Origin of the sequence: Litoreibacter ascidiaceicola (assembly GCF_900129235.1) — a bacterium.
GTDB lineage: Bacteria > Pseudomonadota > Alphaproteobacteria > Rhodobacterales > Rhodobacteraceae > Litoreibacter > Litoreibacter ascidiaceicola.
Map to the genome: position 1 here is coordinate 1 of NZ_FQUV01000010.1, position 22,086 is coordinate 22,086.

Consider the following 22,086-nt stretch of genomic DNA (forward strand, 5'->3'; position numbering starts at 1 on the left):
AATCCGTTTTGTTGAAAGCCTATTTGGCTTGGCTGCCTGACAGAAGGACGCCATAAGTCCATAACACAAACCAGTCAAATTAATGCAACAGACCCCATTTCGCCACCAAACTTCTGCGTGTTTGCCCAAGCGTCGAGTCGGGCGTGTCGCAGGTGATCATCACCGAGTGACAGGGCACGGGACAATCTTCCCCACCGCACTGGACAGCCGCAGCCAACACTCCTAGCAACGTCGGGAAGAATACCGGCGTCGACGGAATGGGCAGGGACGTGCTGAGGGCATGACAGAAATTTTCGAAGGACTGCGCGCGGCGTTCTGGCTGGTTATTGCGCTTGATCCAGAGCTGATCGACATCGCGTTGCGGTCCCTGCAGGTGACGCTTTCGGCCTTGGCTATCGCCTGCGTCATCGCAATTCCCTTTGGCACCTATCTGGCCATTTCCCGCTTCCGGCGGCGGCGGCTGGTCATTGCCGTGGTCAACGCCATGATGGGGCTGCCACCCGTGGTGGTCGGGCTGATTGTCTACCTGATGCTGTCGCGGTCCGGCCCGTTTGGCGTGCTGGGGCTGCTATTTACCCCCACGGCAATGGTCATTGCGCAGGTAATCATCATCACTCCCTTGATTGCGTCAATTACCCATCAGGCGATGCGGGAGCTTTGGGCCGAATACCACGATCTGCTGATCTCGATGCACACTTCCAAATGGCAGCGAGTCAAAACGCTGATGTGGGACGGGCGACGCAACTTGTTGACTGCGGCCTTGGCGGGGTTTGGCCGCGCCATTGGCGAGGTTGGCGCGATTATGATCGTCGGTGGCAATATCGACAATGTCACTCGGGTTCTTACCACTGCGATTGCGCTGGAAACCGGCAAGGGCGACTTCGCGCTGGCGCTGGCCTTGGGCTTTGTGTTGATCGCGCTGGCGCTGCTGGTCAACTTCGCGATCCACTGGCTGTCGCGCACCGAGCGGGAGGGCCTGTGGTGAGCAACCTGTTCCCCCTGCGGCTGAGTGACGCGCAAGTGAGACGTCGTGGCAAGACCATCCTTGGACCGGTCAATCTGGAACTGGACGGGCAGGGGCTGACGATTATTGTCGGGCCAAACGGGGCTGGCAAAACCAGTCTGCTTCGGGTGATGCACGGGGTGGAGCGGCTGAGCGGCGGCACGGTGCAATGGGGGATGAATGACGACTGCGCGCGCGAGCGTCAGGCCTATGTCTTCCAATCCCCGATCATGTTGCGCCGGTCGGTGGCAGACAACCTGCATTACCCGTTGCGCCTTTCTGGCATGGCGCGTGGCGAGGCGACCCCGCTGGTGGCGGATTGGCTTGCGCGGATCGGGCTGCAGGGTCAACGCCAGATGCAAGCCACCCGACTCTCGGGCGGGGAGCGGCAAAAGCTGGCCCTTGCGCGGGCGCTGATCCGGCAGCCTGAGGTTCTGTTTTTGGACGAGCCTTGCGCCAACCTTGATGGCCGCGCGACCCGCGAATTCGAGACCCTTTTGCTGGCGACCCGCGACAGCGGCACGCGGATTGTAATGGCCACCCATGATCTGGGGCAGGCAAAGCGGCTTGCAACCGACGCGCTGTTCATTTTGGGTGGGCGTATCCACGACTCGGCCGCTGCGCCGGCCTTTTTTGATACCCCCAAGACACCGGAACTCGCTTCCTTTCTACGCGGAGATATTGTCGAATGATCAAGACTTTAACTGTGATCGCCTCGCTTGCGGCCTCGACCGCCTTTGCGGCGGCGGATGACCTGAAACTTGCAGTGACGACATCGTTTGAAAACTCGGGGCTGGCGGATGTTCTGCTGCCGCAGATCAAGGCGGATCTGGACCTTGATGTGCAACTTCTGGTTGTGGGCACGGGGCAAGCGATCCGGCTGGGCGAGGCAGGCGATGTGGACGCGATCCTGGTCCATTCGCGCAAAGCCGAAGAGGCGTTTCTGGCGGCAGGACATGGCACCCACCGGCGCGAGATCATGTATAACGACTTTGTGGTGATCGGCCCCAAGGCAGACCCTGCGGGCATTGCCGGTGACAGCTCTGTCATTGAGGCGATGCAAGATATCGCCAACGCCAAGCCTGCCTTTGTAAGCCGAGGCGACGACAGCGGCACCCACAAGGCAGAGCTGGCGGTTTGGGCCTCGGCTGGTTTGGACGCGGCGACATTCGGGGATTGGTATAATGCCGTCGGCGCTGGCATGGGCGCGGCGTTGAACACCGCAGCGGGCATGGACGCCTACATCATGTCAGACCGTGCAAGCTGGCTGAAATTCGGCAACAAGGCAGGGCTGGCGTTGCTCTATTCCGGCGATCCGGCATTGTTCAACCAATACGCCTTTCTGCCGGTCAATCCGGCCAAGCATCCGCATGTCAAAAACCATCTGGTGATGCAGTTGGAAGACTGGCTTGTCGGCGACACGGCGAAGGCACTGATTGACGGCTACACCATTGGCGGCGAGACGCTGTTCGTGTTCAACGCCAAAGCTGAATAAACCTAATGCTGGTGCGGTTCGTCATCCAGCGATCCGTGGATAGCGAACTGCTCTAAGCCCGCCTCCTGCGCCTCGATCACGCGGTAGCTTTCGCGCACCCCTGCGTCGGTCAATTCGCGCGCCACAGTGAGCAGCGTGTTGGCCACGTGTTCCTTGCAAAGGGACGCCATATGGTCGACCTCTTCGGTGGCGACGGGGCGGGCGGCGTCCAGCGAAGGTGCGCCGTAGATGTCGACGAAATGCTGCGCCAGAAGGTCGATCAGCCACTCGCGTTCTAAAGGTTCGATCTGGGTGACGGCGACGAAGCTGACGCGCCCGAACGTCTCGCACCCCATCCACCCGTTTGAGAAGGCCTGACGGGCCTTACCGACCAGATCACCTTCGGACCAGTTGGAGAACTCGAACCCGCCAGAGACGCACCATTCGCCGGTGCGGGCAGGGCTGTGGAACACGCGGGTGTCGCTTTCGTCGAAATGGATCGCACGGGCGAGTTTCATGGCAGGGTCTCCAGCAATTCTGTCAGGGCAATCAGCCGCGTCGTGTCGCCTTGTCGCAGCAGCAGGCCGAAGCGCTCATCGACCCCGACGAAATGCCCCGCTTGCCCCAATACGTCAATGTCGGTGCCTTTGCCATGGGCCAGACCGCCCCATTCGCGGTGCAGGCTGGCCAGACCGTCATCGGCCCAGGAGTTGAGCCCGACAAGGGTGTGACGCACCCAGGCTTCCAGCAGCTCCACCGCGTCGACCTCGGCGCAGCCTTCGGCATAGAGCGCGGTTTGGTCGGGGGTCAGGCCGCCCTCGTCCGTTGCGGGCCAGAGCCACAAATCCAGACCGACCACCAGCCAGTCCGGCTCTGCTTCCGGATCGCTAGGGGACGCCGCCACGCGGAACGCCCCGCAGCGCCCGCCGTTGACGTAGATCGGGCCATCCCAGCCCAGATGCACCGCGACTTCGGGCGGTCCAAGCGCGCCCAAAGCGTTCTGGAACCCCACGCCGCAGACGGGCAGGGCCGCCAGTGCGTCTTGCAACGCGGTTTCCGGCGCGAAGACGATGGCCGCGCGCAACCGGTCGGCGGCCAGATCGTAGAGCACCAACCCCGCATCGCACCCTTCAACGGCGCGCGCACAGGCCTGCGCGAACGGATCGCGTGTGACGGCTTCGCCAGTGAATAAAGGCGGGAATTGCGGCTGGGTCATGCGTGCCCGTCAGCAATCAGGCGTTGCGCCACCGCCATGAAGCCCGCCGCTTGCGCGCTGTCGGGCTTGGACACCACGATGGGCGCACCGCCATCAGCGGCAAGGCGGATATCCAGATGCAAGGGGATCTCGGCCAGCAGGGGAACGCCCAGCTTTTCAGCCTCCTTGGCGACGCCGCCATGGCCGAAGACGTGTTCCTCGTGGCCGCATTCGGAGCAAATATGGGTCGACATATTCTCGATCATGCCGAGGATCGGTGTCTTGAGCTGGTTGAACATGTCGATGCCCTTGCGGGCGTCCATTAGGGCTACATCCTGCGGGGTGCTGACGATGATCGCGCCGTCCACATGGGCCTTTTGCGCCAGCGTCATTTGCACGTCACCGGTGCCCGGCGGAAGGTCAACGATCAGCACATCCAGCGCGCCCCATTGGACCTGCGTCATCATCTGCTGCAAGGCGCCCATCAGCATGGGGCCACGCCAGACCACGGCCTGGTCGTCATTGGTCATCAGCCCGATCGACATCATGGTGACGCCGAAATTGCGCATGGGAAGAATGGTTTTACCATCGGGGGAGGCGGGCCGCCCCGACACGCCCAACATGCGCGGCTGCGACGGGCCGTAGACATCGGCGTCCAGCAGGCCCACGCGGCGCCCCTCCGCTGCAAGCGCGCAGGCGAGGTTGGAGGCCACGGTGGATTTGCCCACGCCGCCCTTGCCGGACGCAACTGCAAGAATGCGGTCCACGCCGGGAATTTTCTGCGGGCCGGACGGTGCTGCGCGTTTCGAGTTCAAGTCGGGCGGGGCGGATGGCTTGCTGTGTGCAGTCATCACCACCGACACGGTGCTGACACCTGCCAAGCCTTTCACCGCGTCTTCGGCTTGCTGGCGCACCTCGCCATAGGCGGCGGCGTGGCTGGGGCTGACCTCCAACACGAAACGGACGGCGTTGTCATCGCTCACGGTGAGCGCCTTTACCAAGCCAGCCTCGACCAGCGAAGCACCGCTGACGGGATCGTTCAGTGTCTTGAGCAGCCCCAAGACGTCATCGCGGGTGACGGGCACGTCAGGACTGCCCTTCGATCTTACCGGTGACGACATGTTCCAGATCAACGCCGTCGATGGTCAGAACCATCTTGGCTTCGAAGGTCTTGCCGGCGGTGTCGCCTGCGTCGCGCATGGCCTGCTCGATTGCCTGTTGCGAGGTGACGCCCACCTGCTTGAGGAATTTGCGCATCGACATATTGAAATCTTCGCTCATGGTCTGTTTTCCTTTATGGTTGAATTATCAGGCGGCAATGGCCAACGGAGGGCGCGGATGCGACTGATAGCTGTGATACTGGTTTTGCTTATGCCCACCACCGCCTTGGCGCAGGACAGCGGCTTTCGCCTCGCGGTGCCTGCCGTGTTGGAGCAAAGCGGGTTCATGCAGCATATCGTGCCGCGGTTTTCGCTCAAGCATGGCATTCGCATTACCCGCGTGGCGGACACCGACTTTGCCGACGCGCGCTTGGGTGCGGAGGGCGTGTCGGTTTTTGCGGGGCTGGGTCAGGTCTGGGCTTTGCAGCATGACGGACATGCGGGCGCCGCAAAATTCGCCAACTGGTTGCGGTCTGAAGTGGGGCGCAACACCATCGCAGCCTTTCAGAAAGACGGTGCGGCGTTGTTCACCAGCGATGTTGCCCCTGCCGTGGCAAAGGTCCAGATCAGCTTTGAAGGTGACCCGGTGCAGGGTGAGAAGCTGAGTTTTGCCCATTGCGGGCGCTGCCATGTGATAAACGAGACCAACCGGATGAAGGGCATGGGGGCCACGCCGTCCTTCGGGATGCTGCGCACCTTGGGCGATTGGGAAAACCGCTTTGCAACGTTCTACGTTCTCAATCCGCATCCCAGCTTCACCCAAGTGGCAGACATTACCCCCGCCTTCGATCCCAGTCGCCCGCCGGCTATTGTGCCGGTGGAGATCACGCAAGACGAGATTGAGGCGATCCTTGCCTACGTGGCCACGCTTGCGCCAGCCGATCTGGGGGCCCCGATCCAAAGTCAGTGATCCCGCCGCTTGCTGAGGTAATCATCGGTGGTGCGGGGCTTGGGACGCTCGCCGCCCGCGAAGGGATTGTTCTCGGAATGATACTGCGCGTTGATCCGGCAATTGTCGCACATCTGGATCATCCGCGCCGCCTGCGAATTTTGGAACATCGCGTGCTTGCCCGCCAGCTTTTCGGTAATCTTCTCGACCGTGGATTTCACCCCGAACAGATCGCCGCATTCGATGCAGGCAAAGGGCTCTTCCTCGTGCAGCACAGTCTGGGTGAAGGCCGCGTCGGTCAGGTCCATCTGCGGGGTCAGGGAGATCGCGTTTTCAGGGCATATGTTGCTGCACAACCCGCATTGCAGACAGGCATCCTCCTGAAAACGCAGCTGCGGCAGGTCGGGATTGTCACCAAGCGCGCCGGACGGGCACAGCGACACGCAAGACAGGCAGAGCGTGCAGGCATCGGTATCGACCAAAACGGCGCCATAAGGCGCCCCTTCGGGCAGGGCGACGGTTTCAACCTCAGGCTGCAAGGTCTTTGCGGCCAGCCGCGCCACCTGCCGCCGCGTGCCCATGGGCAGGGCAGGGGTGGTCACAGGCTTAGGGGTAGCTTCCGCATAAAGCGCGTCGGACAACTGGTCAGGATCAGTGGCGTCGATCAGCGTCACCGCCGTGTCGCGACCGGCCAACGCAAGTGCCAGCGCGGCTTCGCTGTCGGGGGCCTCGCGCTCGGTCTTCGGGCTGATCAGCACGGTGACGGAGGCAAATCCGGCAGCAAGGGCGGCCAGCATTTCGGCGTGACCAAAGGCGGCCAATGCGCTGACCTCCAGCGGGATCACATCGGCAGGCAAGCCGCGCCCGAAACGGGCGGCAAGGCGGATCATGTCCGCGCCGTGATCCTCGTCATGGACCAGCAGGCGCGGGGCGGTCCCGCCCGCTTTGCGGAAGGTGGAGGCCAATGTGCTGATCCGGCGGAATGTGTCATCGATGGTGGGCGCGTCATAGGCAATCGCACCTGACGGGCAGACTGCCGCGCAGGCGCCGCATCCGGCGCAGATCATGGGGTCGATAGTGACGTGATCCCCGGCCGACGTGATGGCCCCTGTCGGGCAAAGATTCAGACAGCGGGAGCAGGCGGGCTGCTCGGCGCGGGAATGGGCGCAAAGGCTTGGTTCTGTGCGCACATAGAGCGGCTTTTCGAAGGTGCCGACCAGTTGCGACGCGGCCAGCACCGCCTTTGCTACCGCAGGCTGGCTGCGGGGATCGGCGCGCAGATAGCCGTCGCGTTTGTCGTCGGCGGAAAACAGCGGGCCCGCGCCGCGCAAATCCAGGATGATGTCGCACTGCGACAGCGCGTCATCACGCGGCGGGGTAAGCTGCGCCGCGCCGCGCCCGCCGGGGATTACCTGTTGCAGCGCATCAATGCGGATGTCGAACTGCCCGAGCGTGCCGCTGGCATTTCGCAGCGCGCCGGTGACGGTGTCATACCCGAATGCGGTTTCAATCTCCGCGCCCGAGGGCATCAGCACGGTGATGGCCAGAATATCGGCCAGTTGCTGCGCCGCCTCAAACGCGACGTCGGACGCGCCTAGGATCAGGCATGTGCCTTCGGACACGACATCAACGCTTTTGGGCATAGCGCGGGGCAGGGCGGCCTCTGCCACCAAAGCGGCCATTTTAGCAGTGGCGCTGGCGGCCTCGTCTGACCAGCCTGCGCGGTCGCGAATGTCGACGAAAGACGGCTCCGGCACGCCCAGCTCCTCGGCCAGCGCGATGAAGCGGGGGGCCTCTTGCTGGCAGGCGATCATCACCTCGCCCGCGCCAATTGCGTCGGCAGCATCGCCAAGCTGCGCTGCACACAGGCTGGTGAATTTGCGCGAACAGGGCAGACCCGTCGCATCGGACAGGGCCTTGGCGTCTATCGGCTGGCTCCCCAAGCAGTCGCAAATCATCAAAGTTTTGGCCATGTGGTTCCCGCTTTCTGCGCGTTGGCATGTAGCGCCATACGTCCCCCGTAGGACAGCTAGCCAAGATTTGTGCGGAAGGTAAAGGTGCTTTCCTGATACCGGAGAGCGTCGGCCTATTGCCAAAACGTCTAATTGCGCACGACTGCATACAGAAAAGCCTTTGAAGAATCCGACTCTTGTTGCAACCTGTAAGCCTCAAGGGGGAATAATGTTCGTTTACCCGCAGTCGGAGTCGATACCGGTCGGCATCGTCATCCGTAAATCACCAGGAGTAACCCGCTGGGCCAAATGGGCCTGGCAGGCCATTGGCGTGTTGCCAGGGGCCGGGCCTGCGGATTGGAAAATCCTGCGCCACGAAGAGGGCGTTACCGAATATCACGCCGCCACCCGCGATCTGACGCTATATGTCTCCGACGCGGAGGCCTATGTGCACGAACTGGGCACACGCCAGCCTTCCGTCTATGTGGTGATGCGCCGCGACGGGGTCACCGATGACACTCCGTTGAATGTGGTGCTGATCACGGCATCCCCCTACGAGGCGCAGGATTACGAAGATTCGGGCGAAGAGGTTGTGGAGAAGGTGCCAATGCCCGTGGGCATGCTGGCATGGGTCCGCGATTTCGTAGAACGCCATTATGAGGAAGAGGTCTTCGTCAAACGCCGCCGCGACAAGAATCGCGTTGATGGCAAGGAAGACGGAATAGGCGATCCGCGCATTGCGCAGCCTTCTGACGTCTACCGCGCACCCACCGGCAAGAAGGAGGCCGCGCAATGACGCAAGAACGCTCTTTCTGGTCGCGCCGCCTTGCGGGTGTCAAGCAGGAAGCCGAGGCCGAAGCGGAAGCTGCCGCGATGGCCGAAGTGCTGCCAGAGGACGCGCCGAAAACCGATGCCGAGATTCTGGAGATGCTGGAGCTGCCCGACCCTGACAGCCTGCAGGCGGGTGACGATTTTGCTGCGTTCATGGTGAAGGCCGTCCCGCAGCATTTGCGTAATCGCGCGTTGCGCAGGCTGTGGCGCAGCAACCCTGTGCTGGCCTGCGTTGACGGTTTGAACGATTATGACGACGACTACCTGACCGGCAGCACCGGCAACGGCCCGATCAAAACAACCTATCAAGTGGGCAAGGGTTTGCTTGCCCATGTGGAAGAGATGGCCCGCCAAAAGGCGTTGGCCGACTCAGCCGATGACGGCGAGACGGTAGTGGAAGATACGACCAAAGTCGTAGTTGTCGACGACGAGCCGGAAGGCGAGGCTGTCGAAGCACGTGAGGTCAATGCACCTTATGAGCTGTCTGAAGCTGACACCGAAGAAACGACACCCGCCGCACCGCGCCGGATGCAATTCCATTTCGAGGGAGACGTTGCATGACCACCGCCGCCGCGGATTTGCAGATTGCCGAGGAAGATCGCCTGCGGGCGGATCTCTACAATTTCCTTGGGCTGCTTCTGGCCGGCCCGCCTGACGAGATGCTGTTGTCCCAGACCGCGTCGCTTAACGGCGATGATGGTGCGTTGGGCAAAGCGATCACCAGCCTTGCCCGCGTAGCGAATGTCAGCAAGCCGCGCGGTGTCAGCGCCGAATATAACGCGCTGTTCATCGGGCTGGGCCGGGGCGAGCTGCTGCCTTATGCAAGCTATTACCTGACCGGCTTTCTGAACGAGAAGCCGCTGGCGCGTCTGCGTAAGGACATGGCGTCGCTGCGAATGAGCCGCGCGCCGAACGTGTTCGAGCCGGAGGACAACATCGCGTCCTTGATGGAAATGATGGGCGGCATGATTGTCGGGCGCTTCGGGGTGCCTGCGTCACTGGATCAGCAAAAGACATTCTTCAACACACATATCGGCGTTTGGGCCCCGCATTTCTTCTCGGACCTTGAAGCCGCCAAGACATCCGTTCTCTATGCGTCTGTCGGCGCTGTGGGCAAAGCCTTCATGGAGATCGAAAAAGAAGCATTTCGTATGACGGCGGGCTGACGGGCCTGCCACTTCACTGGCGGGGATGCCCGCCAAAACCAGAAAGGGGAGACATCCCATGAGCGACAAGACCGAAGGTAAAAGCCGCCGCGATTTTCTGAAGCTGGCGGGCACGGCCGCACCCGCGGCGCTTGCGGCCGCAGCAACCGGCACCGCCGCCGAGGCAGGCCCGGCGGCACCGGACCTGTCATCTGACACCATGCAGGACACCGCACATACGCGGGCTTATTTTGACAGCGCCCGCTTCTGATCGGCGCGCAAACAATAGTTCCCCGTAGATTGGCCCGCAGGGGCGCGGCAGCGGGAAAGGGAGAAAAGACATGCTGAGGAAAAAGACAACTCGTGTCGCAACGCGTGGGCAACGGCCTTCGATGGTGGCGCAGGTGGCATCCAAATCGGTTGACCGCAGGACATTTCTGCGCGGCTCTGGTCTGGCCATTGGCGGCCTGACGGCGATTGCCGCAACCGGCGGCACGATCGCGCCCGCTACGGCCCAAACTGCGGCGAAGACGGCGGTGGAGTCGATCAAGTCGATTTGCACCCACTGCTCGGTTGGCTGCACCGTGATTGCGGAAGTCGACGCCGGCGTGTGGACCGGCCAAGAGCCCGGCTGGGACAGCCCGTTCAACCTTGGAGCGCATTGCGCGAAAGGGGCCGCGGTGCGTGAACACGCCCATGGCGAGCGCCGCCTGAAATACCCGATGAAGAAAGAAAACGGCGAATGGGTTCGCATCAGTTGGGAAACCGCGATCAACGAGATCGGCGACGGCATGATGAAAATCCGCGACGAAAGCGGGCCGGACTCAGTTTACTGGCTGGGATCGGCCAAGCACAGCAACGAGCAGGCCTACCTGTTCCGCAAATTTGCCGCTTATTGGGGCACCAACAACGTCGATCACCAAGCGCGGATTTGCCACTCCACTACGGTGGCCGGTGTGGCGAATACATGGGGCTACGGCGCCATGACCAACAGCTACAACGACATCCACAACTCCAAGGCGATCTTCCTGATCGGTGGCAACCCTGCCGAGGCGCACCCCGTGTCGCTACTGCACATGCTGAAAGCCAAGGAGGAAAACAACGCGCCGCTGATCGTGTGCGACCCTCGTTTCACCCGCACCGCGGCCCATGCTGATGAGTATGTCCGCTTCCGGCCCGGCTCCGACGTGGCGCTGGTTTGGGGCATTCTGTGGCACATTTTCGAAAACGGGTGGGAGGACAAAGAGTTCATCCGTACCCGAGTTTGGGGCATGGACCAGATCAAAGAAGAGGTGGCCAAGTGGACACCTGAAGAGGTCGAGCGCGTCACCGGCACCCCCGGCTCGCAACTGCAACGCGTGGCCCGCACTTTGGCCAACAACCGCCCCGGCACCGTGATCTGGTGTATGGGTGGCACCCAGCACACCAACGGTAATAACAACACGCGTGCCTATTGCGTGTTGCAGCTGGCCTTGGGCAACATGGGCACCGCCGGCGGCGGCACCAACATCTTCCGCGGTCACGACAACGTTCAAGGCGCAACCGACCTTGGTGTTTTGGCCGACACCCTGCCGGGCTATTACGGCCTGTCGGCAGGCTCTTGGGCGCATTGGGCCCGCGTATGGGAAGAAGATATGGACTGGCTGAAAGGCCGCTTCTCGGACGCAAGCTATGGCGACACCGAGATGATGAACCTGACCGGCATTCCGGTTAGCCGCTGGATTGACGGCGTGCTGGAAGACAAAGCTAACCTGCAACAGCCCGACAACACGCGGGCGATGGTGCTTTGGGGCCATGCGCCGAACTCCCAGACCCGCATGAAAGAAATGAAGACGGCGATGGAAAAGCTCGACATGCTTGTCGTGGTGGACCCTTACCCGACCGTCTCGGCGGTGCTGCAAGACCGGACCGACGGTGTCTACCTACTGCCGGCCTGCACCCAGTTTGAAACCCGTGGCTCTGTCACGGCGTCGAACCGGTCCTTGCAGTGGCGCGACCGCGTGGTGGAGCCGCTATTTGAATCGCTGCCAGATCACACGATCATGGCAATGTTTGCCGAAAAGTTCGGTTTCCATGACCGCATCTTCCGAAACATCGCGATTGATGAAGGCGGCGAGCCGAATATCGAGGACATCACCCGCGAGTTCAACGGAGGCATGTGGACCATCGGCTATACCGGCCAGTCGCCGGAGCGGATGAAACTGCATATGGCGAACCAGCACACCTTCGACCGCACCACTTTGCGGGCCATTGGTGGGCCCGCTGACGGGGACTACTACGGTATGCCATGGCCAACATGGGGCACCGCCGAGATGAACCATCCGGGCACAGCGAACCTGTATGACATGTCGCTGCCGGTAGCCGACGGTGGTCTGACCTTCCGCGCCCGATTTGGCGTGGAGCGGGATGGCGACAACCTTCTGGCGGAAGGGGTGTATAACCCCGGCTCGGAAATTCAGGACGGCTACCCCGAGTTCACCATGCAGATGTTGATTGATTTGGGCTGGGACAGCGACCTGACCGCTCAAGAGCGTGCGACGATCGAATGGGTCTCGGGTTTCCGCGACACCCGCCCCGGCGGTGAGGAGGTTGGGGAAACTAGCCAGACTGGCGAGATGCCCTCGGATTACGCTGCAAAAGTTGGCGGCGTGAACTGGAAAACCGACCTTTCGGGAGGTATCCAGCGGGTGGCGATCAAGCATGGCTGCGCACCATTCGGCAACGCCAAGGCGCGGGCCGTGGTCTGGACATTCCCGGATCCTGTACCCACCCACCGCGAGCCGCTTTACTCCAACCGGCGCGATCTGGTGGCCGACTACCCGACCTACGAGGACAAGACCTTCTGGCGGGTGCCGACCATGTATGCCTCCATTCAGGAAAACGACTTCTCGAAAGACTATCCGATTATCCTGACCTCTGGCCGATTGGTCGAATATGAGGGGGGCGGCGACGAGAGCCGCTCCAACAAGTGGCTTGCGGAATTGCAGCAGGACATGTTCGTCGAGATCAACACCCGCGATGCCAACAACCTTGGTGTGCGTGACGGCGCGCAGGTCTGGGTCGAAGGCCCCGAAGGCGGGAAGGTCAAGGTGATGGCGATGGTGACCGAACGGGTCGGCGAAGGCGTAGCCTTCATGCCGTTCCACTTCGGCGGCCATTTCGAGGGCAAGGACCTGCGGGACAAATACCCCGAGGGGGCCGACCCTTACGTGTTGGGAGAATCCACCAACACCGCACAAACCTATGGCTATGACAGCGTAACCCAGATGCAAGAGACCAAAGCGACTCTTTGCAAAATCTGGACAGCATAAGGGAGACTGACGATGGCTAGAGCAAAATTCCTCGTCGACGCTGAACGCTGCATTGAATGCAACGCCTGCGTCACCGCGTGTAAGAATGAACACGAAGTGCCTTGGGGCATCAACCGCCGGAAGGTCGTCACCATCAATGACGGCAAACCGGGGGAGCGGTCGATCTCGGTCGCGTGCATGCACTGCTCGGACGCGCCCTGTATGGCCGTGTGCCCAGTGGACTGCTTCTACCAGACCGACGACGGCGTGGTGCTTCACTCCAAGGACCTGTGCATCGGCTGCGGCTATTGCTTCTATGCGTGCCCGTTCGGTGCGCCGCAATATCCACAAGCGGGCAACTTCGGCTCGCGCGGCAAGATGGACAAGTGCACCTTCTGCGCCGGTGGCCCTGAAGAGAACCACTCTAATGCGGAGTTCTCCAAATATGGCCGCAACCGGATCGCCGAAGGCAAGCTGCCCATCTGCGCCGAAATGTGCGCCACAAAGGCCCTGCTTGCCGGTGACGGCGATGTGGTGTCGGGTATCTACCGCGAGCGCGTCGTCGCCCGTGGCTTCGGGTCCGGCGCTTGGGGCTGGGGCACCGCTTATGACCAAAAGGGTGGCTAACACCGCCGCTTTTTGATTTGAGACATCAGGGGCGGCTCAATCTGGGCCGTCCCGTTTTGGTTTACACGCAAGGAAGCACCCGATGCGCTTTATGCTGATCGTCCTGATCTCTGCCTTTGCCCTTCTTGGCCCGGTTGCCGCGCAGGATAGTGCAGCCGACCCTCGTGCCAGCACGGGTGGCGCTCAAACGCTTGAAGATATTCTGGCGCGGCAGGCCGGTCAGGCGATGGATGACAGCTTCCGCAGCGACGCCATCGGCGATCCGGCCCGCGCCGCACCCTCGGCGGACCAGTTGGGAACCCTTGGAGGGGCATCCGACCCGGAACTGTGGCGCGCCTTGCGCTATGGCAAAGCAGACATCACCACACAGTCACGCGGCCCCGCTGCCAAGACACTGATCCAAGATGGTGGCATGTGGTGGCTGGAATTCCGCCAAGGCCCGCTGCTGACTTATGGCAGCTACCTACTCGGCGGTACATTGCTGCTGCTGGCGCTGTTCTACCTGATCCGGGGCCGCATCCGCATTGACGGTGAAAAAACCGGCCGCAAGATCGAGCGGTTCAAAGCATTCGAGCGGTTTGGTCATTGGCTGCTGGCAAGCTCGTTTCTTGTGCTGGGCCTGACGGGCCTGATCTCCCTTTTCGGGCGCAAGGTGATGATCCCCACATTCGGGCATGACGCGTTTTCGACCATCGCGATTGGCTCCAAATGGGTGCATAACAACATCTCCTGGACGTTTATCGTGGCGCTGGTCATCATCTTCGTGGTCTGGGTTGTGCACAACCTGCCAGATCGCACGGACTTGAACTGGCTGGCCAAAGGCGGCGGCATCTTCTCCAAGGGGCACCCGCCGGCCAAGAAGTTCAACGCGGGGCAGAAGCTGATTTTCTGGTCGGTGATTATTCTGGGCGGCTCCATTTCGCTGACTGGCCTGTCGCTGCTGTTCCCGTTTGACCTGCAGTTATTCGGGCCAACCTTTGCAAAGCTGAACGCGATCGGCGCGCCGGGCTGGTTTGGTATGGCGGACTTGTCCGCGACCCTGTCCCCGCAAGAGGAAATGCAATTCGCCCAACTTTGGCACGCCATCGTGTCGCTGGTGCTGATCGCGATAGTCTTCGCCCATATCTATATCGGCTCTGTCGGGATGGAGGGGGCCTTTGACGCCATGGGATCGGGTCAGGTCGAGGAGCAATGGGCGCGCGAACACCACAGCCTCTGGGTTGATGAAGTCACCGCCCAAAAGCCCACCACTACGACGAAGGAAGCCTGAGCATGAAAGCGTTTCTTGTCGCAATTGGCGCGGCGGTGCTCTTAACCGTCGGCGCGAACCTCATCCTCAAACAGATGAACTTCTCGGCTGAAGCCACCACAGCCAGCCCGAACGCACGCGTCGGCACCGACGGGTAGCGCGTTGGATGTCGTTTTCTGGAGGGGACGGCTGTCAGATTCGTCCGTTGACCCTGTTGGCATTCTGGTGTTGCGGGAATACGGCTCTGGGGTTGCAATCAGTTTGAGCAGGGTTAACGCTTCCGTAAGGCGGGCAGTACCCTCTTCGCGAAAAAACCCGACGCTCTTCGGCTTCCAACAGAGTGTTCCGTGACACTCGACCGAGACGCTGCTAGTAGAGCATCTCAAAGAAAAAGGAACTTTACGTGCTGGTCGAAAACACTACTCTTGATGGGGTGCTGGTCATTACGCCGAAGCGATTTGGCGATGACCGGGGATTTTTTTCCGAGGTTTGGAACCGCCATGCTTTGGCAGAAGCAGGCGTTGATATTGACTTTGTTCAGGACAATCATTCCTTTTCGGCGGCGCAAGGCACCGTGCGCGGCTTGCATTTTCAAAGCCCTCCGCATGCGCAAGACAAGCTCGTGCGCTGTGGGACGGGGGCGTTTTTGGACGTCGCCATCGACATTCGCACTGGCTCCCCGACTTACGGGAAATCCGTCGCGGTTGAGCTGAGCGCCGAGAATGGCAAGCAATTGTTGATTCCGAAGGGCTTTCTGCATGGCTTTGTGACGCTGGTCCCAAACACCGAAATTCTTTATAAATGCTCTGATATCTATGCGCCTGACTGCGATGGGGCCGTTTACTTTGACAGCCCGGAGCTTGGCATTGATTGGAGAATCGCGCCCGAGCGAGCCATACTATCAGACAAAGACGCGCAAGCTCCGCGCTTCGCCGATTTCAAATCCCCATTTTAGCAGGGTGCAAAAGATATGAAGATTCTCGTCACAGGTGGAGCCGGTTTCATTGGGTCGGCGGTTGTAAGGCAGGCCATCCGAGATGGTCATGAGGTGGTAAATGTTGATGCGCTGACTTATGCGGCGTGTCTCGCCAATGTCAGCGCCGTTGATACCGATCCGGCATATGCATTCGAGCAGGCCGATATTTGCGATGCGGCGGAAATGAAGCGCATCTTTGCGACGCACAAGCCGGATGCAGTGATGCACCTTGCCGCCGAAAGTCATGTTGACCGCTCTATTGATGGCCCTCAGGCTTTCATCCAGACTAATATTGTTGGCACATTCACATTGCTGCAAGCCGCGTTGGCATATTGGGATGGAATGGGGCGGCCGGAGGGGTTTCGCTTTCACCATATCTCGACTGACGAAGTGTATGGCTCTCTGGGGGCGGAGGGGCAGTTTGTCGAAACGACCCCTTATGACCCCAATAGCCCTTATTCGGCGTCGAAAGCGGCGTCCGATCATTTGGTACGGTCTTGGGGGGAAACCTACGGGTTGCCCTACGTCCTGACCAATTGCTCCAATAATTACGGCCCCTACCATTTTCCCGAGAAGCTGATCCCGGTGGTTATTTTGAATGCTTTGGCGGGCAAACCTGTGCCGGTCTACGGCAAAGGCGACAACGTGCGCGACTGGCTCTATGTAGAGGACCACGCGGACGCATTGCTAACGGTTCTGCAAAACGGAGCCAACGCGCGCACCTATAATATCGGGGGCGAGAACGAGGCGCAGAACATCGAAATTGTCAGGATGATCTGTGCGTTGCTCGACGAGTTGCGACCGACAAATACGCCCTATGAAGAACAGATTTCCTTTGTCACCGACCGCCCCGGCCATGATCTTCGCTACGCGATTGATCCGGAGCGCATTCGCACTGAGCTTGGGTGGCGCCCGTCTGTCACGCTGGAGCAGGGTTTGCGGAAAACGGTGCAGTGGTATCTGGACAACGAAGACTGGTGGCGTGCGCTGCAAGACCGTGATGGCGTCGGCACCCGTCTGGGGAAAAGTTAATGCGCGTTTTGGTATTTGGCGCGACGGGGCAGGTCGCCCTGGAATTGTCCCGGTTTGACGGGGTCACGACCCTTGGCCGCGCCGAGGCGGATTTGTCGGACCCGGCAGCCTGCGCAGCGGCTATTCGGCACTACGCCCCCGACGCGGTTATCAACGCGGCGGCCTACACCGCCGTTGACCGTTGCGAACAGGAAGAAGCGGCGGCCACTGTGATCAACGGGCAGGCGCCCGCAGCGATGGCGCGGGTCTGCGCGGAGTTGCGCATCCCTTTCGTGCATATTTCGACGGATTACGTTTTCGATGGTCAGGGCACCGCACCGATGTCGCCCGATGACGCGGTTGCGCCTTTGAATGCCTATGGCCGCAGCAAGCTTGCAGGGGAAAAGGGCGTCGCAGACGCGGGTGGTCAGTATTGTATCCTGCGCACCTCTTGGGTGGTGTCAGCCCATGGCAGCAACTTCGTGAAAACGATGTTGCACCTGTCCGAGACCCGCGACGCGTTGTCTGTGGTGGCAGACCAGATTGGCGGCCCGACAGCGGCCCGCTCCATCGCAACGGCCTGCATGACGATTGCACAAGCACTGCGGGACAAGGGCGCGGCCTGCTCTGGCATTTACCATTTCAGCGGGGCCCCTGACGCGAGTTGGGCAGATCTTGCCCGCGCGGTTTTCGAGCTTGCCGACCGGTCGGTTACGGTGACGGATATCCCCACTGCAAGCTATCCGACGCCGGCAACGCGACCGCTGAATTCGCGGCTCGATTGTGCGACACTGGAAAAGGTTTTCGGCATAGCGCGACCAAACTGGCGGCAGGACGTCGCGGATATCGTGCAAGAGCTGGGTGCTCGCGCAGACAACGAACTTTAAGAAGGCAGGCTGTTATGACGCAACGCAAAGGTATCATTCTCGCCGGAGGGTCCGGCACACGGCTATATCCGATCACACAGGGCGTGTCGAAGCAGCTGATGCCGATCTATGACAAGCCGATGATCTATTACCCGCTGAGCGTGCTCATGCTTACGGGGATCCGGGAGATTGCCGTGATCACCACCGTCGAGGATCAGGCGCAGTTCAAGCGGCTTCTAGGTGACGGCAGCCAATGGGGCGTCTCCCTGACGTTCATCGAACAACCAACCCCCGACGGGCTGGCGCAGGCGTATCTTTTGGCGAAAGACTTCCTGGACGGCGCCCCAAGCGCGATGGTTCTGGGCGACAACATTTTCTTTGGCCACGGTCTGTCGGAGTTGCTGGAGGAAGCCGACAGCGTGTCTGAAGGCGGCACCGTTTTCGGGTATCACGTCACCGACCCGGAGCGTTATGGCGTGGTGGAGATGGACGAGGACGGGCAAGTTATTGATTTGGTCGAAAAACCGGTCGATCCCCCTAGCAACTTCGCGGTGACGGGTCTGTATTTTCTGGATGGGACTGCGCCTGAGCGTGCGGCACAGATTGCACCATCGGAGCGGGGCGAGCTGGAGATTACCACATTGTTGCAATCCTATCTGAGAGATGGGCTTTTGAATGTTCAGCGTATGGGGCGCGGGTTTGCCTGGCTGGACACTGGCACGCATGGCAGCCTTCTTGACGCGGGTAATTTCGTGCGGACATTGCAGTCCCGACAAGGGATGCAAACAGGCTGCCCCGAGGAAATTGCGTATGAGCAGGAATGGATTGACGCAGAGATACTGCGGGGCCACAGCGAGACCTACAAAAAGTCGAGCTACGGCCAGTATCTTTCGTCCTTGCTGGATTAGAAACGGTTCAACGCAAGGGCGGCCATAAGCCCAGCCTGCCCGAACGTCCCTTGGCGGTAGAGCCCAGGTGACCTCATCAAAGCCAACCTTTGCGCCATTCCGCCGCTTCGTTGTGCAAGCACGATTTCCAGCACAGCTTTGTTGGCTTGGCTTAACAGCGGATAGCATGCGCTCAGCGCCTTCAGGTTGGCGGTATTCCAGTCGCGGTAATCACCGCGGACCATGCGACGCATCCGTTTCCCCATGGCCAAAAGCCCTGCGGCATCACCAATCTGGTTGGTCCTGTGCTGACGGTAAAAAAGGCAGGGTTCGCGGTCATAAACAACACGGCCCCCGGCGCCAGAGACAAGCTGGTAAAGCCACCAGTCATGAACCGGCACCGCGTTTTGCGACATCGCCCATGCCTTTTGGACCAGCCGCAAACCGGCGTTGTTCAGTACCATAGTGTTGCCGCCCGCGAAATTTTGGCCGATGGCATGACGGAACCCCAAGGCAACCCGAAGGGGTCTGGACTTGCTCGTGACCTTAAGTCCCTCGTCACAAATCCACGTCGCACCGCCATATAGTGCCGGCATATCGCCGAGCGGCTCTAGCATTTTATGCGCGCGGTTCAGCTTGGTCGGCGTCCAGACATCATCCTGATCCGACAACGCCACCAAGTCAGTTTCGGGGGCAATCCGTGCCAGCGATGCCAGAAAATTGACCGCATAGCCGCGCCCCGGGCCATTCAGAATCCGCGTATCTCCGGCAGTCCACTCCTTTGAGAAGCGTTCGGCTACGGCGAGCGTGTTGTCGCTGGAGCCATCGTCAGACACCAGAATTTTGGAGGGGCGGAGCGATTGATTTGTGATGCTGTCAAGCTGTTCACGCAGGAAGCGGGAGCCATTGTAGGTGCAGACGGCGACAGCGCAGCTTGGTGAAGGGGTTCTCATGGTTGCGGATGTCCGAAATTGGTTCAGGCGGCTGTCTGTGTCGCCTATCTTGTCTGGTGGATGCACCGCCGAGTGTCAATCTTGGATCAAACCGGTCGGGGCGGAGCCGCCGATAAGTCTATTAAATTTATCGGTGATCGCCCCGAATTTGACTGATTTCCAGCCTCAAAACTTCGCCCCCTCCCAATCTAAATGCAGGTGTGAAATCGAGGGGCCAACATGCAAATCTTATCAGGACCAATTGTTCAGGTGACAGGCTTCGAGCCTCAGTCACGGATCACCGAAATGGTTGTCTGGCGCGACGGGGAACGGCAGTTTCTCGTCACCGCCTACGAGGCTACGGGCGACCTTGTCAGCTATGAGCTGATGGCCGATGGCAACCTTGTGCAGCGGGATATGTTGCTTGGCTCGGGCCATACAGGTGTTGGCCGTGGCGTTGGCTTCGAGATAGCAGATACCGGCGTTGTGTGGGTGACCGAAGGCCGGACCTCCGAAGCGCGGCAGCTGGCGCTTGATGTCGACGGCTGCTTTTTACCCGAACCTCCGGTTACCACGCTTGGCAACGCTTTAAGCCCGCTCCAATCCCTCGTTGTCGCGGAAACCGGTCAGGGCCGATACTCGTTCTCGATCAGCGGGACAGACGACAAAATTACGATTGACAAACTCGTCGGCGGCTCAAGCGCGTCAACGCAAGCCATCACCGTGTTCGGACCACCTGCCGAGACCGGCAGTGCCGTTACCTTGCGCGATCTTGTGATGGTTGAGGCGGGCGGGCAGCAATGGCTGGTCGCGAGTGCATCAGGGGCGGACTCCCTGACAAGCTTTCACGTCGACGTGAGTGGGGCCCTGACCCAAACGGATCGCATAGGAGCCGAAACCGGATTGGGGGTGAACGGGCCCGATATCCTGATTGGCACCACGATAGGGGGCAACGCCCTGCTGTTGGTCGGCAGCAGCGGTAGTTCGTCAATCACCGCAATCAGGGTTCAGGACGACGGAACCTTGATGCCGCTTGACCATGTGACCGACAATCTCGGGACCAGATTTGCCAACCTGTCGGCGATGACCACGCTTGAGGTTGATGGAAGCACGCTCGTCTTTGCTGCTGGGACCGATGGCGGCATGAGCGTCCTGCAACTGTTGCCGACCGGCCGGCTTGTTCATCTTCAAACCGTTGTGCACAGCTCGGGCGCAGTGTTGCAAAACGTCAGCTCTATTGTGGCAACGCTGGATGCCGCGACCATCAAGGTCTTCGTATCCAGCCAGCGCGACGCGGGCATATCAAGCTTTGAAATTGCCAGAGACGATTTGGGCCTCACCCACTTCGCTGACACATCAGGGGCTTCTGTCGCCGGGGGAGCAGGGGATGATCTTCTGATCGCCAGCGCGATGGATGTTACCCTGACAGGAGGCGCGGGTTCCGACCATTTCGTCTTCGAAGCCTCCTATGAGAGCATCGGATCGCTCGGGACCATTTCGGACTTCCAGAGCGGGCATGACCGGATTTCTTTCCCCGGCTTTGTCCTGCTGCGCAACATGTCACAGCTTTCGATCACCTCCACGGCGACGGGTGCCGTGATTGGGTACGGGGAAGTCACGCTAACAGTTCAAAGCGACGATGGATCGAGCCTGAGCACATCAGATTTTTCAGCCAGCTCGTTTTTCGACCTGGAGCACCAATTTGTCGGGAATGCGCCGGGTGTGCCGGAAATCAATCCGAATGAACCGGTTGAGCCTGTCCCGCCGGTTGAACCTGACCCTCCCGTGGAGCCGGACCCGCCGGTTGAGCCTGACCCCCCCATGGAACCCGATCCGCCGGTAGAGCCTGACCCTCCCGCAACCGCGTTGCTTCTGGGAACGGAGGGCGATGATACCCTCGTCGGTAGCGCCGCGCACGACACCATCCGCGCCGGCGGGGGCAACGATGTTGTGAGTGCGGGCGACGGCGATGACACGATTTATGGCGGCAATGGTTATGACCAGATTCAGGGGGGCAACGGTGACGACGTGATCTACGGCGGATTCAATTCGAAAGACATTCGCGACGAAATCAATTCGGGAGCCGGCGATGATTATATTGACGCAGGCTACGGCAATGATCAGGTCTATGCAGGTGCCGGTGACGACTTCGTTCTGGGGGGCTTCGGCGCGGACATGCTGATTGGGCAGGCGGGCAATGACGTGATAACCGGCGGCCCTCTGAGCGATCTGATTTTTGGTGGTGATGGTGCGGACTTCATCAATGGTGGGTTTGGCCACGATCGGATAAATGGCGGGGCAGGGGCGGACTCGTTCTATCATTTAGGTATTCGCGATCACGGTTCCGACTGGATTCAAGACTATAGCCACGCTGACGGTGACACGCTGGTTTTTGCAGATGGCGACGCAACCGCGGCTGATTTCCAAGTGAACTTTGCGGAGACAGACAATGCGGGGCAAAACGAAGTTGCCGAAGCCTTCGTAATTTACCGCCCGACAGGACAAATTATATGGGCATTGATTGATGGGGCGGCGCAGGATGAAATTTCCCTTCAAATAGGATCAAGTTCGGAAGTCTTTGATTTGTTGGCTTGAAAAC

23 protein-coding genes are annotated in these 22,086 nt (G+C 60.4%); 17 read left to right on the forward strand and 6 right to left on the reverse strand.

All coding sequences use genetic code 11. The features are described from left to right. Positions 1–280: 280 nt before the first annotated feature. Genes BUB72_RS16605 through BUB72_RS16615 form a run of 3 tightly spaced genes read left to right on the forward strand, consistent with a single transcriptional unit; the run spans position 281 to position 2,498 of the window. Entirely contained in the window at positions 281–985 is a 705-nt protein-coding gene (locus BUB72_RS16605; protein ID WP_073145983.1) for an ABC transporter permease, read from the forward strand. Beyond that, a complete protein-coding gene (locus tag BUB72_RS16610) occupies positions 979–1,695 on the forward strand; it encodes an ATP-binding cassette domain-containing protein (protein WP_073145984.1) in 717 nt (238 codons plus the stop codon). The genes BUB72_RS16605 and BUB72_RS16610 overlap by 7 nt, the downstream gene beginning before the upstream one ends. After that, positions 1,692–2,498, forward strand: coding sequence for an ABC transporter substrate-binding protein (locus BUB72_RS16615; protein ID WP_073145985.1), 807 nt, complete (start codon positions 1,692–1,694; stop codon positions 2,496–2,498). The genes BUB72_RS16610 and BUB72_RS16615 overlap by 4 nt, the downstream gene beginning before the upstream one ends. A 2-nt stretch (positions 2,499–2,500) precedes the next feature. Here the strand turns inward: BUB72_RS16615 and BUB72_RS16620 are convergent, their stop codons facing one another. From BUB72_RS16620 to BUB72_RS16635, 4 genes are read right to left on the reverse strand one after another with little or no spacing between them, the layout of a single operon-like run. Next, positions 2,501–2,995, reverse strand: a complete 495-nt coding sequence (locus BUB72_RS16620) for a DUF6505 family protein (protein ID WP_073145986.1) — start codon at positions 2,993–2,995, stop codon at positions 2,501–2,503. Next, complete coding sequence (locus BUB72_RS16625; RefSeq protein ID WP_073145987.1) at positions 2,992–3,693, reverse strand: biotin/lipoate--protein ligase family protein; 702 nt, start codon at positions 3,691–3,693, stop codon at positions 2,992–2,994. The genes BUB72_RS16620 and BUB72_RS16625 overlap by 4 nt, the downstream gene beginning before the upstream one ends. Beyond that, entirely contained in the window at positions 3,690–4,757 is a 1,068-nt protein-coding gene (locus BUB72_RS16630) for an Mrp/NBP35 family ATP-binding protein (RefSeq protein ID WP_073145988.1), read from the reverse strand. Before BUB72_RS16630 ends, BUB72_RS16625 begins: the two co-directional genes overlap by 4 nt. Position 4,758: 1 nt before the next feature. Continuing rightward, entirely contained in the window at positions 4,759–4,953 is a 195-nt protein-coding gene (locus BUB72_RS16635; protein WP_073145989.1) for a DUF6494 family protein, read from the reverse strand. Positions 4,954–5,010: 57 nt separating this feature from the next. On the opposite strand from BUB72_RS16635, the gene BUB72_RS16640 reads away from it, so the two are divergent. Then, the gene (locus BUB72_RS16640) at positions 5,011–5,742 is read left to right on the forward strand and encodes a c-type cytochrome (RefSeq protein ID WP_073145990.1); all 732 of its coding nucleotides are present in this window, start codon (positions 5,011–5,013) and stop codon (positions 5,740–5,742) included. On the opposite strand, the gene BUB72_RS16645 is transcribed toward BUB72_RS16640, so the two are convergent. Next, a complete protein-coding gene (locus BUB72_RS16645; protein ID WP_073145991.1) occupies positions 5,736–7,694 on the reverse strand; it encodes a 4Fe-4S binding protein in 1,959 nt (652 codons plus the stop codon). The genes BUB72_RS16640 and BUB72_RS16645 overlap by 7 nt on opposite strands. Before the next feature lie 208 nt (positions 7,695–7,902). On the opposite strand from BUB72_RS16645, the gene BUB72_RS16650 reads away from it, so the two are divergent. The 12 genes from BUB72_RS16650 to rfbA all read left to right on the forward strand — a co-directional run bounded on the left by BUB72_RS16650 (position 7,903) and on the right by rfbA (position 18,576). Continuing rightward, positions 7,903–8,469, forward strand: a complete 567-nt coding sequence (locus BUB72_RS16650; RefSeq protein ID WP_073145992.1) for a DUF3305 domain-containing protein — start codon at positions 7,903–7,905, stop codon at positions 8,467–8,469. Continuing rightward, positions 8,466–9,065 carry a DUF3306 domain-containing protein gene (locus BUB72_RS16655; RefSeq protein WP_073145993.1) on the forward strand — a complete coding sequence of 200 codons (600 nt, stop codon included), beginning with the start codon at positions 8,466–8,468 and terminating at the stop codon, positions 9,063–9,065. The genes BUB72_RS16650 and BUB72_RS16655 overlap by 4 nt, the downstream gene beginning before the upstream one ends. After that, complete coding sequence (locus BUB72_RS16660) at positions 9,062–9,670, forward strand: TorD/DmsD family molecular chaperone (protein ID WP_073145994.1); 609 nt, start codon at positions 9,062–9,064, stop codon at positions 9,668–9,670. Before BUB72_RS16655 ends, BUB72_RS16660 begins: the two co-directional genes overlap by 4 nt. Positions 9,671–9,728: 58 nt before the next feature. Continuing rightward, positions 9,729–9,920: a twin-arginine translocation signal domain-containing protein gene (locus BUB72_RS16665; RefSeq protein WP_073145995.1), complete on the forward strand. Its 192-nt coding sequence runs from the start codon at positions 9,729–9,731 to the stop codon at positions 9,918–9,920. 70 nt (positions 9,921–9,990) lie between these two features. Further along, positions 9,991–12,960: a formate dehydrogenase subunit alpha gene (locus BUB72_RS16670; RefSeq protein WP_073145996.1), complete on the forward strand. Its 2,970-nt coding sequence runs from the start codon at positions 9,991–9,993 to the stop codon at positions 12,958–12,960. 12 nt (positions 12,961–12,972) lie between these two features. Further along, on the forward strand, positions 12,973–13,566 hold the full coding sequence (gene fdh3B, locus BUB72_RS16675) for a formate dehydrogenase FDH3 subunit beta (protein ID WP_073145997.1): 594 nt from the start codon (positions 12,973–12,975) through the stop codon (positions 13,564–13,566). Positions 13,567–13,648: 82 nt separating this feature from the next. Then, on the forward strand, positions 13,649–14,836 hold the full coding sequence (locus BUB72_RS16680) for a formate dehydrogenase subunit gamma (RefSeq protein ID WP_073145998.1): 1,188 nt from the start codon (positions 13,649–13,651) through the stop codon (positions 14,834–14,836). Positions 14,837–14,838: 2 nt separating this feature from the next. After that, the gene (locus tag BUB72_RS19215; RefSeq protein WP_281250224.1) at positions 14,839–14,973 is read left to right on the forward strand and encodes a hypothetical protein; all 135 of its coding nucleotides are present in this window, start codon (positions 14,839–14,841) and stop codon (positions 14,971–14,973) included. A 245-nt stretch (positions 14,974–15,218) separates the two neighbouring features. Continuing rightward, positions 15,219–15,770 (forward strand): dTDP-4-dehydrorhamnose 3,5-epimerase, encoded by a 552-nt coding sequence (rfbC, locus tag BUB72_RS16685; RefSeq protein WP_073145999.1) that lies wholly within the window; start codon positions 15,219–15,221, stop codon positions 15,768–15,770. A 15-nt stretch (positions 15,771–15,785) separates the two neighbouring features. Then, positions 15,786–16,823 (forward strand): dTDP-glucose 4,6-dehydratase, encoded by a 1,038-nt coding sequence (gene rfbB, locus BUB72_RS16690; RefSeq protein WP_073146000.1) that lies wholly within the window; start codon positions 15,786–15,788, stop codon positions 16,821–16,823. Continuing rightward, a complete protein-coding gene (gene rfbD, locus BUB72_RS16695) occupies positions 16,823–17,689 on the forward strand; it encodes a dTDP-4-dehydrorhamnose reductase (RefSeq protein WP_073146001.1) in 867 nt (288 codons plus the stop codon). The genes rfbB and rfbD overlap by 1 nt, the downstream gene beginning before the upstream one ends. A 14-nt stretch (positions 17,690–17,703) precedes the next feature. Next, positions 17,704–18,576, forward strand: coding sequence for a glucose-1-phosphate thymidylyltransferase RfbA (gene rfbA / locus BUB72_RS16700; RefSeq protein WP_073146002.1), 873 nt, complete (start codon positions 17,704–17,706; stop codon positions 18,574–18,576). Here rfbA and BUB72_RS16705 read toward each other — a convergent pair. Then, positions 18,573–19,508 (reverse strand): glycosyltransferase family 2 protein, encoded by a 936-nt coding sequence (locus BUB72_RS16705; RefSeq protein ID WP_073146061.1) that lies wholly within the window; start codon positions 19,506–19,508, stop codon positions 18,573–18,575. The two genes, rfbA and BUB72_RS16705, sit on opposite strands and share 4 nt — an antisense overlap. A 219-nt stretch (positions 19,509–19,727) precedes the next feature. Between BUB72_RS16705 and BUB72_RS16710 the strand changes: the two genes are divergently transcribed. After that, on the forward strand, positions 19,728–22,082 hold the full coding sequence (locus BUB72_RS16710) for a calcium-binding protein (protein ID WP_073146003.1): 2,355 nt from the start codon (positions 19,728–19,730) through the stop codon (positions 22,080–22,082). Positions 22,083–22,086 lie beyond the last annotated feature (4 nt).

Bases quoted from the DNA above. Each gene is read 5' to 3' on its own strand.
- BUB72_RS16605 (WP_073145983.1), top strand. From the start codon at position 281: ATGACAGAAATTTTCGAAGGACTGCGCGCGGCGTTCTGGCTGGTTATT.
- BUB72_RS16615 (WP_073145985.1), top strand. From the start codon at position 1,692: ATGATCAAGACTTTAACTGTGATCGCCTCGCTTGCGGCCTCGACCGCC.
- BUB72_RS16620 (WP_073145986.1), bottom strand. From the start codon at position 2,995: ATGAAACTCGCCCGTGCGATCCATTTCGACGAAAGCGACACCCGCGTG.
- BUB72_RS16625 (WP_073145987.1), bottom strand. From the start codon at position 3,693: ATGACCCAGCCGCAATTCCCGCCTTTATTCACTGGCGAAGCCGTCACA.
- BUB72_RS16635 (WP_073145989.1), bottom strand. From the start codon at position 4,953: ATGAGCGAAGATTTCAATATGTCGATGCGCAAATTCCTCAAGCAGGTG.
- BUB72_RS16640 (WP_073145990.1), top strand. From the start codon at position 5,011: ATGCGACTGATAGCTGTGATACTGGTTTTGCTTATGCCCACCACCGCC.
- BUB72_RS16645 (WP_073145991.1), bottom strand. From the start codon at position 7,694: ATGGCCAAAACTTTGATGATTTGCGACTGCTTGGGGAGCCAGCCGATA.
- BUB72_RS16650 (WP_073145992.1), top strand. From the start codon at position 7,903: ATGTTCGTTTACCCGCAGTCGGAGTCGATACCGGTCGGCATCGTCATC.
- BUB72_RS16655 (WP_073145993.1), top strand. From the start codon at position 8,466: ATGACGCAAGAACGCTCTTTCTGGTCGCGCCGCCTTGCGGGTGTCAAG.
- BUB72_RS16660 (WP_073145994.1), top strand. From the start codon at position 9,062: ATGACCACCGCCGCCGCGGATTTGCAGATTGCCGAGGAAGATCGCCTG.
- BUB72_RS16665 (WP_073145995.1), top strand. From the start codon at position 9,729: ATGAGCGACAAGACCGAAGGTAAAAGCCGCCGCGATTTTCTGAAGCTG.
- BUB72_RS16670 (WP_073145996.1), top strand. From the start codon at position 9,991: ATGCTGAGGAAAAAGACAACTCGTGTCGCAACGCGTGGGCAACGGCCT.
- fdh3B (WP_073145997.1), top strand. From the start codon at position 12,973: ATGGCTAGAGCAAAATTCCTCGTCGACGCTGAACGCTGCATTGAATGC.
- BUB72_RS16680 (WP_073145998.1), top strand. From the start codon at position 13,649: ATGCGCTTTATGCTGATCGTCCTGATCTCTGCCTTTGCCCTTCTTGGC.
- BUB72_RS19215 (WP_281250224.1), top strand. From the start codon at position 14,839: ATGAAAGCGTTTCTTGTCGCAATTGGCGCGGCGGTGCTCTTAACCGTC.
- rfbB (WP_073146000.1), top strand. From the start codon at position 15,786: ATGAAGATTCTCGTCACAGGTGGAGCCGGTTTCATTGGGTCGGCGGTT.
- rfbD (WP_073146001.1), top strand. From the start codon at position 16,823: ATGCGCGTTTTGGTATTTGGCGCGACGGGGCAGGTCGCCCTGGAATTG.
- rfbA (WP_073146002.1), top strand. From the start codon at position 17,704: ATGACGCAACGCAAAGGTATCATTCTCGCCGGAGGGTCCGGCACACGG.
- BUB72_RS16705 (WP_073146061.1), bottom strand. From the start codon at position 19,508: ATGAGAACCCCTTCACCAAGCTGCGCTGTCGCCGTCTGCACCTACAAT.
- BUB72_RS16710 (WP_073146003.1), top strand. From the start codon at position 19,728: ATGCAAATCTTATCAGGACCAATTGTTCAGGTGACAGGCTTCGAGCCT.